This is a genomic window from Pseudomonas sp. R3-41, assembly GCF_054161485.1.
In genome coordinates, this window is the sequence record NZ_CP096421.1 from 6,689,308 (window position 1) to 6,702,886 (window position 13,579).

At 62.6% G+C, this 13,579-nt stretch carries 9 protein-coding genes; 1 reads left to right on the top strand and 8 read right to left on the bottom strand.

The annotated features are described in order from the left end of the window. Nucleotide 1: 1 nt before the first annotated feature. The 5 genes from M1D99_RS28920 to M1D99_RS28940 form a co-directional block, all read right to left on the bottom strand. Nucleotides 2–1,321, bottom strand: coding sequence for an HlyD family efflux transporter periplasmic adaptor subunit (locus tag M1D99_RS28920; protein WP_186709461.1), 1,320 nt, complete (start codon nt 1,319–1,321; stop codon nt 2–4). Next, nucleotides 1,318–2,094, bottom strand: a complete 777-nt coding sequence (locus tag M1D99_RS28925) for an efflux RND transporter periplasmic adaptor subunit (RefSeq protein WP_458131183.1) — start codon at nt 2,092–2,094, stop codon at nt 1,318–1,320. The genes M1D99_RS28920 and M1D99_RS28925 overlap by 4 nt, the downstream gene beginning before the upstream one ends. Nucleotides 2,095–2,508: 414 nt before the next feature. Continuing rightward, a complete protein-coding gene (locus M1D99_RS28930) occupies nt 2,509–4,944 on the bottom strand; it encodes an alpha/beta hydrolase (RefSeq protein ID WP_458131184.1) in 2,436 nt (811 codons plus the stop codon). A 9-nt stretch (nt 4,945–4,953) separates the two neighbouring features. Continuing rightward, a complete protein-coding gene (locus M1D99_RS28935) occupies nt 4,954–6,396 on the bottom strand; it encodes a TIGR01777 family oxidoreductase (RefSeq protein ID WP_458131185.1) in 1,443 nt (480 codons plus the stop codon). After that, nucleotides 6,389–6,877, bottom strand: a complete 489-nt coding sequence (locus tag M1D99_RS28940; RefSeq protein WP_458131186.1) for a cell division protein — start codon at nt 6,875–6,877, stop codon at nt 6,389–6,391. The genes M1D99_RS28935 and M1D99_RS28940 overlap by 8 nt, the downstream gene beginning before the upstream one ends. A 768-nt stretch (nt 6,878–7,645) precedes the next feature. Here M1D99_RS28940 and M1D99_RS28945 point away from each other — a divergent pair. After that, nucleotides 7,646–8,017 carry a DUF6124 family protein gene (locus M1D99_RS28945; RefSeq protein WP_434573147.1) on the top strand — a complete coding sequence of 124 codons (372 nt, stop codon included), beginning with the start codon at nt 7,646–7,648 and terminating at the stop codon, nt 8,015–8,017. Nucleotides 8,018–8,360: 343 nt separating this feature from the next. On the opposite strand, the gene M1D99_RS28950 is transcribed toward M1D99_RS28945, so the two are convergent. Genes M1D99_RS28950 through M1D99_RS28960 form a run of 3 tightly spaced genes read right to left on the bottom strand, consistent with a single transcriptional unit; the run spans nt 8,361 to nt 13,261 of the window. Further along, on the bottom strand, nt 8,361–9,728 hold the full coding sequence (locus M1D99_RS28950) for an HlyD family type I secretion periplasmic adaptor subunit (protein WP_186709498.1): 1,368 nt from the start codon (nt 9,726–9,728) through the stop codon (nt 8,361–8,363). Then, entirely contained in the window at nt 9,718–11,874 is a 2,157-nt protein-coding gene (locus tag M1D99_RS28955) for a type I secretion system permease/ATPase (protein ID WP_186709500.1), read from the bottom strand. The genes M1D99_RS28950 and M1D99_RS28955 overlap by 11 nt, the downstream gene beginning before the upstream one ends. Nucleotides 11,875–11,911: 37 nt before the next feature. After that, complete coding sequence (locus M1D99_RS28960; protein ID WP_186709501.1) at nt 11,912–13,261, bottom strand: TolC family outer membrane protein; 1,350 nt, start codon at nt 13,259–13,261, stop codon at nt 11,912–11,914. Nucleotides 13,262–13,579: the final 318 nt, after the last annotated feature.

Genomic DNA, 13,579 nt, shown 5'->3' on the forward strand with positions numbered 1-13,579 from the left:
GCTACAGGCCTACGCTCTGGCGCAGGCCGGCCAGCGGCCGCCGCAGCAGGTACAACGCCAGCGGGGCACGGTCGCCGAAGACCTTCGCCGTGCCTCGCAGGCCAATGCGCGGCGCCGTGGCATCGAAACGCGCATCCAATCGATACGCCAGTTGGCCGGCGGCGGTAGGCTGCGCTTCATAGGCCGAACGTTCGAGCCGGGCCAGGTGCCGCTGCAACGGGTCGCTGTCGAGAAACAACGCCACTTGCGCACCGGGCTCCAAGGCAATCGCGTCACCCACCGCCAATTCAATGCGTAACTCGGCCTGGTTTGGATCGGCGATTTCCATCAGCCGTTCACCGGTCTGCACGGGCTTGCCGAGCCAGCGCTCAGCGTCGGCAAACACCGCGATGCCATCCCGCTCGGCGCGCACTTCGCTGCGCTTGAGCAGTTCAAGTGCGTAGTTGCGCTCGGCGCGCTTCTGCTCGACGCGGGCAGCCAGCAGGTCAATCTTGGAACTGGATTCAGCGTCGGCAAACGAGCGCTGGGAATTGGCCTTGAGTTCGGCCTCGGCCACGCCCAACGCCCGCTCGGCCACATCGGCCTGGGCCTTGAGACTGGTACTTTCGAAACGCAACAACAGGTCGCCGTTCTTGACGCTCTGGTTGGGCTTGACCAGGAACTCGGCGATCACCCCATCCAACGGCGCCGCCACCACTTGCCCGCCCAGCGGCACCACTTCGGCCGGGGCCAACACGGACTGGCGCACCGGGATCAGCAAGCCCAGCAGCAACAGCGCCACCAGCGCCACCTGGCGCTTGCGTGTCCAGCGCAGGCGCCATGGCTTGCGCGGTTGCAACGCCAACCACGCATGGCTGTAGGTGTCGCCCAGTTGCGACAACAGCACTTGCTCCGGCGGCGTCCATGGCAGGTCGCGGGCCAACCACAAACCGCCGAACACCTGGCCCTGATGATCGATCAACGGCAGCCAGAACACTTGCCCGGCCGACAGGCTGCGCCAGTCTGCCCGGATGGATTCGCTCACCCCATCGGCGGCGATCACCCGGGCCTGGTTCAACAGGCCCAGCTTGAACAACTGCGCCACCGCCTGCTCGACAAACGCCACGAACGGCGCGTTCGGTTCCACGGTACTGACCCCGGTCACGGCCTGGACCTTGCCGGCGATCAACAACGCGGCGTGGCGAAAGCCGAACAGCGCCTGGCCGTCGTTGACCAGGCTGTAACTCAGCTGCTCCGGTGTACGCGCAGCCCTCGTCTGGCGCTCCAGATCGAGGAAGCGGGCGAACACCTGCTCGGTACTGCCCGTCACTGGCGCGTTCACTTCGACTCCGAGAAACGCGCCGTGCCGCTCATGCCGGACAGCAGGCCGCTGGCATCCGGCACGTTCGCCACCAGCAGCAGCGTCTGGCTGCCCTCGTCGATGCGCGCGCCCAGGCGCTTGACCGTCGCTTGCAACGGCTTGCCGGTTTCATCGGGGACGAAGGTAAAGGGCTGGCCGGGCTTGAGCCGGTCCATCCAGCGTGAAGGCACCAGCAGGTGAATCTCCAGGGTGCGGTTATCGACCACATCCAGCAATGGCGCGCCGGCCGCGACGCTTTCATAACGCTGGACCTTGCGCGCCACCACCTGTCCATCGAACGGCGCGATCACGCTGCAACGCTTGACCTGCACCTGGTACACCTGGGATTGCGCCTGGGCCTCGCTGAGCCGCGCCTCGGCCCGCGACACCTCGAAACGCCCAACGGATTTCAACGCCGCCAACTGCCGGTTATGGGCCAGTTCTTCACCGGCACCACGGCTGGCCGCCTGGGCCGCATTGAGCTGGGCCTGATAGGCCGAACAATCGAAACGCGCCAGAGTGTCACCCTTCTTGAACGACTCGCCCTCGCTGAACGGCAACTCGACAATCCGCCCGGCCAACTCGCTGGCCAACACTGCCTGGTCCCGTGCTCGAAGCACGCCACGCGCCTCGCTGGCCGACGCACTGGTCGAGGCGTTGCTCTCCAGCAACGGATCATCGGAAGCCGGCGTCTGCGCCTGAACCCCGCACGTGATGAAGGCCAATCCCACAACCCAACTGCACAAACGTCGCATGACCGTTACTCCCTGACGGATGGGCGGAGTCTACGACAGCGGTGGGGGGCGTCAAGGGAGTAGCGGTGAAGAGAGGGAAAATCTCTGTGGCGAGGGCAGCGTTGACCTCACGACTTCTTCAACTTGGGATGACCCCACTCAACCCTGTACGCAGAGATTAAGTTCTCTGGCCGTTGGGGTGAAAACACCGGCTTCGGCCGGTTTTTTCGTTTATGGGGATTGAGAACAGCTCCAGAGTTGAACGCACTCCTTGTGGCGAGGGAGCTTGCTCCCGCTGGACTGCGCAGCAGTCCGAAACCCTAACGCCTCGGTGTATCAGGCAGATCGCATTCAAATTGCTTGGGGTTGCTGCGCAACCCAGCGGGAGCAAGCTCCCTCGCCACAGGTTCTGTGATCGACGGATCATCGCGCTGCCTACTCCACCAACCTCAACACCCCATCGCAATACACCACCTCGCGCCCCAACCACCCCATATCAACCTGAGGCAATACCGCCGAAGGTTTGCGCAATTCACGCAGCAGCGTCGAGCCGTGGGACAGGCGGCCACCCATGCGCGCGATCACCGCACGGGCGCTTTGATAGTGGGCGTGGCGACCAGGGTCCAGGGTGTCCTCCAACAGGATGTCCTCGCCCAAAATACCTTGAGCCTGCCCCGGGTAAATCAAGAAACCACTCGCCTGCTCGGTGCCTTCACGACCGTCCTGCCAGAAGCTGCCGTCACGGCTGCGGATATCCGGGTGCGGGGCGAACCAATGCGCCTGGTCAGCGGCGGGCATGGCGTGATGCAAGCGAAAGAAAATCCGCATCAGGTTGTCGCGATACCACTCGCGCACTTGCAAGTAATAACCGCGCAGCCCCGGCAGGCCGGCGCCATGGGCCAAGCGAATCGCCAGGGGCCATTGTGGAAAGGCCTGCAACGGTAGCGCGATCGGCGCCGGGCGTGGTGTCGCCGGATCGGTTTCCCACGGCAGGCGATGAGGGCTGTGTTCAAGGTTGTCATAAGCGGTCGGTGGCCGCCCCAGCCAGTCGCCGCCACTGCTGGCCAAGGCGCTGGCGATGCACAGGTTGCCCTGCACTACGAACACGTAGAAGCGGGTAAACCAGTCGGCCAGTTGCTGGCCGTCGGCGCCTTGTTCGGTCAGTTCGCGCAGCTCTCGGTCAAAACGTCGCAAACCGTTTTCCAGCGTCAACAAGTGCCCGCGGGCGATGCGTTGCATGCGCAGGAACAACGGCAGCGAACGCATCAGGCGCAGTGGCCGCCAAGGCAGGTGAGGGGTGGCGCCACCGACTTCGCCGGCGTAGCTGCTGGCGCTGATGCCCCAGTCGGCCAGCCGGGCTAGAAACAGGTCATTGTTGATGTACGAAGCGCCGCCAAACACTGCCGTGAAGGGCTCGTTGTCCTGCAGTACCCGCGAATCCCAACGCGCCATGATCGCCGGAATGCTTGCCGCCGCGCGACGCTGGGCGTACTCCACCAACACACTGGGTCGGGGCGGCAGGATCTCGGCGATGTTGGCAGCGGTCAGGTGGCGGCGCCAGCCGTAGTCGCTGATCGGCCGATATTGCAGCAGCCACAGTTGGGTGCCGTCCCAGGCCCATTCGACGTCGCCGGGCACGTAGTGAAAGACCCGCAGTACGCCTTGCAGAAAGCGCCATAGCGCCTCGGGGGTCAGGCCGTGGACTGGCTTGAACGTGTCGCTGTTCCATGCCTCGCCGAGGCGGGAAATAACCGCCCGCTCGGGGCTCACTTGGCCATCGGCCAACGACTCCAGGTGCCCCTCGACCCATTCCAGCTCAACGGACAGGTGACGCACGAACGCGATCCCCGACAGCCGTGGCGCGATGAAACGCTGCACCACCACTTCCTCGACACCCGCCGTACTCAGCTCGGCAATGCGCGCCGGCACGTTGTGCGTCGGCTCGCGCAGGAACGTGGTGCTCAAGCCGGCGTTGGCCGCATCGGCCTGGTCCTCGCCGTAACTGGAGGAGCGCACCGCCCAGGTAGCGTCCGGCTGGCCGTCCAAAAAACCCCGCAGGCGCGGATCATCGCAGTGGTTGAGCGACAGCGCCGCCGGCACCGGCTGCCCCGCCAGCGCCGCGAGACGCAAGCGGCCGCCTTTGGTATGCGCGACAAAACCACGCTCGCCAGACTCCAGCCATGCCGTGAATTCAGCGGGCGAGTCGATCCACGGGTAGTGGCCCCAACCGGGCTTCAGGCTGATGGTCAAGTCGGCACGGGCCAGAATGGCCGACCAGGCCGCCGCCTGCGCAATGCCCAATACCTTGTCCTGATCGCCCCACACCAGTTCGACCGGGTCGGTGATCCATTCCAGCAATGGCAACGCGGTGTCGGCACGCACCAGGTCCCAGTGCGGCACAAAGGCTCGGCAACGAGCGTAGCCGGCGCCCATGCGCTGGTATTGCGCGGGCGTCCAGGCCTGGCTGGAGAACTTGTGGGCAAACAGCGTCGGCTTGTTCGCCAGCAGCCAATGAATGGTCTTTCGAATCGGCAGCGGCGACATCAATGCCGGCAGTCGCCGCTGCCACAAAAACGCGCCCACCGGCGCCAGCAACACGCTGCGGCAAAAGTGTCCCGGTTGCCGTTGCAAGGCGTGCAGCACCAGCAAGGCGTTGACCCCGACCGCCATGATCGCGCTGCCCTTGTCCGTTGCCGCCAGCAACGCCTGCGCGTAGGCCGCCAGGTCTTCGCAAGGAGCGTGGGGGTTGTTGCCAAAACCGGGCAGTTCCAGCGGCACGACGTCGTGGTGTTGAAAATGCGGCAACGCGTCGTCCCACCAATCGGCCGCGCTGCCGTTGCCGGCCAGCAGGTACATCCGGGGCTTGCTCATGGGCGCTCCTCAGGCCAAGTCGCGCAGGGCGGCGTCGAGCGTCGGGTAACGGAACGTATAGCCGGCCTCGACGAGACGATTGGGCACCACCCGCTGGCCGTCGAAAAACAGCTGGGCCATCTCGCCAGCCAAGGCGCGTACCGGCGCGGCAGGGATGTGGAACCACACCGGACGCTTGAGCACCTTGCCGACACTTTCGGCAAACAACGCCTGGCTGACCGTCTCCGGTGCCACCAGGTTGTAGGTGCCGCACAGGCTTTCATCATCGAAGGCTCGGGCGATCACTTGGATCACGTCATCGCGATGCACCCAACTCATGATTTGCCGACCGTCGCCCATGCGCCCGCCGAACCCCAGGCGAAACGGAATCAGCAACGGCAGCAACGCACCGCCCGGACCGAACACCACGCCCAGGCGCATCACCACCTGACGCACGCCCAACTCAGTGGCAGGCCGGGCGGAGGCTTCCCAACGCACACAGAGTTCAGCCATGAAGCCATCGCCCTGGGCGGCGCTTTCATCGAGGCTTTCGGTGGCGTCACGCACGCCGTAAAAACCCACGGCTGAGGCCTGTATCCACAACGCCGGTTTGTGCCGGGCGTTTTTCAACCAGGCCATCAAGGCTTCGGTGGTGTTGACCCGGCTGGCAATGAGTTGCGCCTGGCGCTTGGGACTCCAACGCGGCCCGGCCACCGGGGCACCCGCCAGGTTGATCACCACATCGAACATTTCGTTATGGCCCAGCTTGCCCAGCGAACGCAGGCAGCGGGCGCGGCCGTCAAACAGATAGGCCGCTTTCAACGGATCGCGAGCCAGCACGCTGACCGTGTGCCCGGCGTCGAGCAATTGATTGACCAGGGTCTCGCCGATAAACCCGGTGCCCCCCGTGACCAGCACGCGCTTGTAGGCGCCGCCGGCAAATGGGTTGGCCGGCTTGCCGGCGCGTTGCATGCGCAAGGCCGCCAAGCCGTCGCGAATCCCCGAGGCCGTGACCCCGATGGCGAACAAGGTCAGCAGCCAGCCGCGCCAACCGAGGTCGATCGCGCTCAGGCCGGTGGGCAAACTCGCCCACTGGGCCAATTGCACGCCGTACAACGCGAAGAAGGCCCCGCCGTTGACCGCCAGCACCGTGTGCATGATGCGCTCGATGGGCGGCAGCTTGCGGCTGCGGTCCTCGACCACGAAGTCCCAGAGCGTCAGGCAAATCTCCAGGGCGAACAGCAGCGCGATGACAATCGCCCACGTTCCCTCGAAGGCCAGATGCGCCATGCCCAGGAACAGGATCCCGTAAAAGCACGAGCGCAGGGCGTGGATCGACAGCTCCAGCCGCGCACTGTGGCGATAGGGCAAGGCGACGGTGAGTTCGTGGTGATACAGGGTGTCCAGCGCACCGAGGATGGCTTGGGCGATCAGCAGGGCGATGGCCCAGTCCAGCAGTGAAAAATCAGCCATGGTTGGAATCACTCGACGCGTTGTCAGTCAGGGAGGTACGGCGGTCGTGGCGATAGAGCCAGAACAGCGGCGGCAATAAAACGAGCAGTGCGAAGCTGTCGAACCACAGGTGCGACCAGACCTGTGCCTGGGCGGAAATCCACATGTCCTGGGGTGCCCACAGCAGGATGCCGGCGATCAGCCAACCCCAGGGCATGGCGCGCTTCAATCGATGACCGATGTGGACAAGGGCGAGCATGTACAGCCCATAGCTCTGCAATGTGGCGCCGAACAAGGCCAGCCACCAGACTTGTTGTGCGTGGGCCGTGGCGGGCACGGCATTGGTGCCCCAGAAAGCCTGTTCAATGGTGCTCAGATAGTGATCGAGCAAGCCAGAGTGACCCGCCCACGTCAGCATGACGCCGGCGAGCAGGTGCATCAGGGCCGCCGCGTACAACCAAACGACCAGGGCGTTGCGAAGAGGGCTGTGAGGGGTTGGCATTCCATGTCCTGAAGGCTTGCTTGAGGGCGGCCAGTCTAAAGGAAATGGGAGGGGCTTTAATTGGCTGATGGGCTGGCAGCGATAATTAAATCTCGCCAACGAGACCTGCTTCGCAGGCCAGCGGGAGCAAGCTCCCTCGCCACAGGGATTTAAGTGTCAGGTTAGCGGTGAATTGAAGATTGTCATCGCGATCAAGCTCGCTCCCACAGGGGTTTTGTGTCGAACCCTATATCGAGACCACCCCCGTCCCACTGTGGGAGCGAGCCTGCTCGCGATGGCGTCAGCCCAGACAACCCACCGTGGCGAGGGAGCTTGCTCCCGCTGGCCTGCGAAGCAGGCCCCAGCATTCCGTCAGGCACACCGCATTGCCCGGTTTTACGACTGCTGCGCAGCCGAGCTGGAGCAAGCTCCCTCGCCACAGGTTCTGTGTACCGCTTACCTACAGTTGAGTCCTAGGAGATTTCCTTCAAGTTGCGGCGATGTTGGTGAACTTGTCCGCCTTTGGGCTCACCGCTAGTCTGGGTTTGTCACTGAAAAAACGGTGACACGGACGTGCAAGTCCGGGTAAAAGAACGCCAAATAATGCCACCAGCCATTTAATGAGCATTCGTGCCCGTGTTTTATGGCGGCTGTGTGTGGGGAGACCTTCGGGTCTGCCGAGGTTTTTTTGGTGGTTCCTACTCGGTCTTGCACACCCTCACATAGCTGCCACCCTTATATCGCGTGCAAGCGAGCTAGGGCGGCTCTGATTGAATAGGAAGCCAAAACATGTTCAAGGTAACTCCGAATCCGCCAGGAAACCCTGGCAACACGTCCGACAAATCCTCGAAATCCAAAAAACTCGACGAAGCCGCCGAGCGCGCCCTCGACTACTACCTCAACCCCAAACCCACCGCTGAAGCCTCGGGCAAAACCCAAGCATCCCAACTTTTCATGGTCGCCCCTGATATCGACACCGAAACCCTGCTGGCCAATGCTTCCGAAGACCTGCTGTCCATCAGCGCCATCGCCGCCGACCTGGCCGATGATGTCGACGGTTCGCGCCGTAGCGTCATCCTGGCGATCAGCCGGATGGCCGATGGGGTGCATTTGTTGGTGGAGCGGGCGATGGATCGGCTGGAGGTTCAAGCGGCGGGCTGACAGGCCTGCGGTGAATTGAAAACCGCCTTCGCGAGCAAGCCCGCTCCCACAGTTAATCGGTGTTGATTTCAGTATTTCGGTTCAACACAAATCCAGTGTGGGAGCGGGCTTGCTCGCGAATGCGTCGGGTCAGCTACATATACATTGACTGACAAACCGCCTTCGCGAGCAAGCCCGCTCCCACAGGGGTTTAAGGGTTAGCCCCACACTGTGGCGAGGGAGCTTGCTCCCGCTGGGGCGCGCAGCGGCCCCAAAAAAAGCGATGAGTGCTGCGCACTCAAGCGGGAGCAAGCTCCCTCGCCACAAAAGCTACCAAGCCACAGAATGATCAACTACCCGGCCCTTACCGCTCGTGCAACGCCTCGGACCGGGCCTTGATGATTGGCTTGAGCAGGTAGCTGAGCACGGTTTTCTTGCCGGTGATGATGTCCACCGACGCCACCATCCCAGGGATGATCAGCAAGGGCTTTTCAGGCGTGCCCAGATGGCTGCGTTCGGTGCGCAGCTTGATGATGTAGTAGGTGGTCTTCTTGTCTTCATCGGTGATGGTGTCGGCACCGATCTGTTCCAGCTTGGCTTTCATCCCACCGTAGATGGTGTAGTCGTACGCCGTGAATTTCACCGTGGCGTCCTGGCCGGGGTGCAGGAAGGCGATGTCCTGGGGACGGATTTTCGCTTCCACCAGGAGGGTGTCGTCCAGCGGCACGATTTCCACCAGGTCGCTGCCGGGCTGGATCACGCCGCCGATGGTGTTCACCAGCAGTTTATTGACAATGCCGCGCACCGGCGAGGTCACCAGGGTACGGCTCACGCGGTCTTCCAAGGCCTTGCCGGTGGCTTGGGCCTTGTTCAGGTCGGTGCGTGCTTCGTTGAGTTGGGTCAGGGCTTCGCTGCGGAACTTGCCGCGGGTCTCGTCGATCTTGCGCTGCACTTCCTTGATCGCCGATTCGGCGCGAGGAATCGCCAGCGTCGTGGCGTCCAGTTGCCCACGGGTCTCGACTTCGGCGCGCTTGAGCCGCAGCACTTCCACCGGCGACACCGCGCCTTGGGCCACCAGCGGCTCGGACATGTTGATTTCCTGGCGTTGCAGCGCGAGGCCGGAGCGGTACTGCGCCTGCTTGGAGACGAACTCACGCAGTTCCTGCTGGCGCTGGATCAACTGCTCCTGCAAGCCACCGATTTCATCGTGCAATTGCTGGCGACGGCTGATGTACAGCGACTCTTCGCTGGCGGCCTGGCCCGGCACCGCCTTGAGCACATCGGCCGGGAAGTTCAGTGGCCGGTCATCAACCTCGGCACTCAGGCGCTCGACCCGCAACAGCATGGACAGGCGATCCGCTTCGGTCTCACCGACGTTGGAGACGAACCGCGTGTCGTCCAGGCGAATCAACGACGCGCCGGCCTCGACGATCTGCCCTTCCTTCACGAACAGCTCTGCGACGATGCCGCCTTCCAGGTTCTGGATCTTCTGGATCTTGGACGAGGGGATCGCCTTGCCGTCGCCCTTGGTCACTTCGTCGATCTCGGCGAAGTTGGCCCACAGCGCCAGGAACACAAAGAAGCCGATGATGCCCCAGATTGTCAGGCGCACCACCCGGGGAGCGTCCTCGATCAGGGCTTTGTTGACCTCGGGCAGCGGTTGGCCATGCAGTGAGTCGGAACCTTTGAAGTAACGACCCACAGCGCCCTTGAAACCTGATTTAAGCAACACTGATCTGCCCCTTCTTCAACGCTTCCATGACGGCGGCTTTCGGGCCATCGGCGAGGATCTGTCCACGGTCGATCACCAGCAGGCGGTCCACCAGGGACAGCAAGGAGGCCCGGTGCGTCACCAGCAGCACGGTCTTGTTTTCCACCACGGCGGCCAGGCGCTGTTTCAAGCGTTCTTCACCGGTGTTGTCCATGGCGCTGGTGGGTTCGTCCAGCAGCAGGATCGGCGGGTTGAGCAACAACGCACGGGCCAGGGCGACATTCTGGCGTTGGCCACCAGACAGGTTCTGCCCGCGCTCGCCAACTTGCAGTTCATAGCCTTGCGGATGCAGGCGGGCGAACTCATGCACGCCGGCCAGCTCAGCGGCCTGGAGCACCAGTTCGTCTTCGACGTAACGGGCACCGGAGGTCAGGTTGTCCCGCAGGGTCCCGGCCAGCAATTGGATGTCCTGGGGCACGTAGCCAATGTTGTAGCGCAGCTCGCTGACGTCGATCTGGCGGATGTCCACGCCGTCCACCAGCAAGGCGCCGTCATCGGGCTGATAAAGGCCCACCAGCAACTTGGCCAGGGAACTCTTGCCCGAGCCGCTGCGGCCGATGATGCCGATTTTCTCGCCCGGCTTGATCACCAGGTTGATGTTCTTCAGCGCGGGGTTCTGCTGGTTCGGGTAGGTGAAGTTCAACTGCCGGCATTCAACGGCGCCCTGCAACACCTTGCGACTCAGTGGGCGCTCGTCGAAATTGCGCTCCTGGGGCAGCTCCATCATCTGGTCGACCGAGGTCATGGTCACCCGCGCCTGCTGGTAACGGGTCAGCAGGCCCGACAGCGAGGCCAACGGGCTGAGGGCGCGGCCGCTGAGCATGTAGCAGGCCACCAGCCCACCCATGCTCAGGTTGCCGGCGATGATCAGGTAAACCCCGAAGACGATCATGATCACCCCGGCCAATTGCTGGATCAGCAAGGTGATGTTCATCGCCAGGCCGGACAGCATCTTCACCCGCAGTTCGAGGCGACTGAGGGTGCCGATGGTCTGTTCCCATTGGTACTGGCGCTCGCTCTCGGCGTTGTTGACCTTCACCGCGTCCAGGCCGGCCAGGGTTTCGATCAGGCTCGACTGGCGCTCGGCGCCCAGGGCCATGGTGCGCTCCATGGTCGCGACCAACGGCTTCTGCAAGGCATAGCCGATCAGCAGGGCAATCGGGAACGCCAGCACCGGAATCCACACCAGGTGCCCACCGATAATCGCGATGACCATGAAGATCAGCAGGGTGAACGGCAAATCGATCAGGCTGGTGAGGGTTAGCGAGGCGAGGAAGTCCCGCAGGCTCTGGAATTCATGGATGTTCTGGGCAAAGCTGCCGACCCGCGCCGGGCGGTGTTTCATGGCCATGCCGACGATGCGCTCGAACAGCGTCGCCGAAATGATCAAGTCGGTTTTCTTGCCCGCCAGGTCCAGGCACAGGCTGCGCAGCATCTTGAGGATCAGGTCGAACACATAGGCGCCGGTGATGCCGACGGCCAATACCCACAGGGTCGATTCGGCCTGGTTCGGCACGACGCGGTCGTAGACGTTCATCACGAACAACGGCGCGGCCATGGCGATGATGTTGATCAACAGGCTGGCGGCGATGGCATCGGCGTACAGCCAACGGGAGCGCTTGAGGGTGTCGCGAAACCACGAACGCGCCCGGGGAATGAGCGTGCCGTGGTTAACGTCAAATTTATGCTGCGGTTGGGCGAAGAACACCTTGCCGCTGTAGTCATCGGCCAGCAGCTCGCGGCTGACGGTCACCTCACCGCCGTCGCTTTCGCTGAGCAGCAATCGCGCCTGGTCGTCACCGACCCAGCCCAGCAATACGGCGCTGCGGCCGTCTTTAAGCAGCAGCAGCGCCGGCATGGCGATGGTTGGAATTTGCTCGAGCTTGCGTTGCAACACCCGTCCTTGCAGACCGGCACGGGCTGCCGCGCGCGACAATAATTCGACGCTCAGCCGTTGCTTGGGCAGCGGCAGGCCGGTGGTGAGCATCGCCGCGCTGGCCGGCTTCTGATGCAGCATGCAGAGCGCCAGCAGACCGTCCAGCAGCGGGTCGTCGTGCAGCGTGCGCGGGTCATGAACTAGTTCGACTGGACTGACTTCTGATTCCACGCTCGGCACTCTGACTGATTAAAACGGCTGGTAGGACTCAATTCATCCCAGGCAACTGGACCTTGGGTTTCACGTCGTTCTGCACAACGGATGCCAACGGCGCGACCACACCCTGGCTTTTCAACAACTGGCCCATGGTTGCCTTGATCCGGTACTGGGTGAACAGCTGCACATTCTTGATTTCCGCCAGGCGACGGGAAGCGCTGAACAGCTCGTTTTCACTGTCGAGCAAGTCGAGCAGCGTGCGTTCGCCGAGGCTGAATTGTTTCTGGTAGGCGGTGCGCACGTTGGCACTGCGGTCTACGTATTGCTGGGCGACCGGCACCTGGGCGTTGGCGTTGTTCAAGGCGTTCCAGGCCAGGCCCAGTTCTTCGTTCAACTGGCGCAGCGCGTTGTTGCGGATGTCCAGGGCCTGGTTGGACAGGTACGACTTGGATTCCAGGTCGGCCTTGTTGCTGCCACCGGCATACAGGTTGAAACGCATGCGCAGCATGGCTTGCCATTCATTGTTGTGACCGTTCTGGCCGTCCAGGTCGTTGTCGGCGGTGCGACCCAACTCAGCATCGAAGCGTGGGTAGAAGCTCGACTTGGCGGCTTCATACTGTTGCTCGGCGGCAGCGATGTCGGCTTCGGCCGAACGCAGCACCGGGCTGTTTTCCAGCATCTGGGCGCGGGCTTCGGTCAGGTTGGCCGGCAGCAATGCCAGAAAATCGGCAGGACGCTCCAGTTGGTCGGGCAGTTGGCCGACGGCGCTGAGGTAGTTGGTCTCGGCATCGGCCAGGTTGGTTTGTTCGGTGATCAAGTTGTTGCGGGCCTGGGCCATGCGCGCTTCGGCCTGGTCCAGGTCTGCGCCGCTGCCCACGCCACGGGAAGTGCGCAGCTTGATCTGGTCGAAAATGCGTTCGTGGCTCTTGAGGTTTTCCTCGGCCAGGCGCACGAACTCACGACGGGTCAGCACGTCCAGGTAAACCTGGGCCACGGTCAAACCGGTGCGCTCGGAGGCGTCCAGCAACGAATAGGCACGGGCATTGACGGTGGCTTGTTGACGCCCGACTTCGCTGGACGTCGCAAAACCGTCAAAAACCATTTGCGACAAGCGCAGGCTCGATTCGCTGCGGTTCAGGGTTTCCCAATGGTTATTACCGCCCGAACGGGTGGTGACGCTGTCGGTGCCTTCGCGGCCATATCCGGCTGCAAGGTCCACTCTAGGCAGGTAGCCGCCCTTGGCCGCCTTGAGTTGGTAATCCGCCGCAAGACGGCTGTTCACGCCGGCCTGGATTTCAGGATGGACATCCAAAGCCTGTTGCATGGCCTGCGGCAAGGTTTGTGCTTGTACGAAACTGGCGGCGAGGACGAAGGGTAAAGCCTTGAGCAGGTGCGAACGCATGGTTGGATTATTCCCAGAACTCTTGTCATGAATCACAGCGAAACGTGGCGCTGCATCGGATGATGGCAACCGGAATGACCGTATGTCGGAAAGTTCAAAACAGGAGCAGGAACACGCACTGAAAGAACAGGTCGCCGCTTAAATATCAATGTGACATTACGTTGGCAATTGTTTAGGATGGCCAGCAGAAGGTCAATAGTTTGGCACAAACAAAAATGATCGGAAAAACAGCCAAAATATTGACAATGAAAAGCGTCAAATAACCTTACTTTGTACACATGAACGTCCAGACCGCTGCTGCCTAAAAGCCGCCGGGTC

Excerpts from the sequence above, each read along its gene's own strand:
- M1D99_RS28930 (WP_458131184.1), bottom strand. The coding sequence starts at position 4,944 with ATGAGCAAGCCCCGGATGTACCTGCTGGCCGGCAACGGCAGCGCGGCC.
- M1D99_RS28960 (WP_186709501.1), bottom strand. The coding sequence starts at position 13,261 with ATGCGTTCGCACCTGCTCAAGGCTTTACCCTTCGTCCTCGCCGCCAGT.
- M1D99_RS28940 (WP_458131186.1), bottom strand. The coding sequence starts at position 6,877 with ATGCCAACCCCTCACAGCCCTCTTCGCAACGCCCTGGTCGTTTGGTTG.
- M1D99_RS28935 (WP_458131185.1), bottom strand. The coding sequence starts at position 6,396 with ATGGCTGATTTTTCACTGCTGGACTGGGCCATCGCCCTGCTGATCGCC.
- M1D99_RS28945 (WP_434573147.1), top strand. The coding sequence starts at position 7,646 with ATGTTCAAGGTAACTCCGAATCCGCCAGGAAACCCTGGCAACACGTCC.
- M1D99_RS28925 (WP_458131183.1), bottom strand. The coding sequence starts at position 2,094 with ATGCGACGTTTGTGCAGTTGGGTTGTGGGATTGGCCTTCATCACGTGC.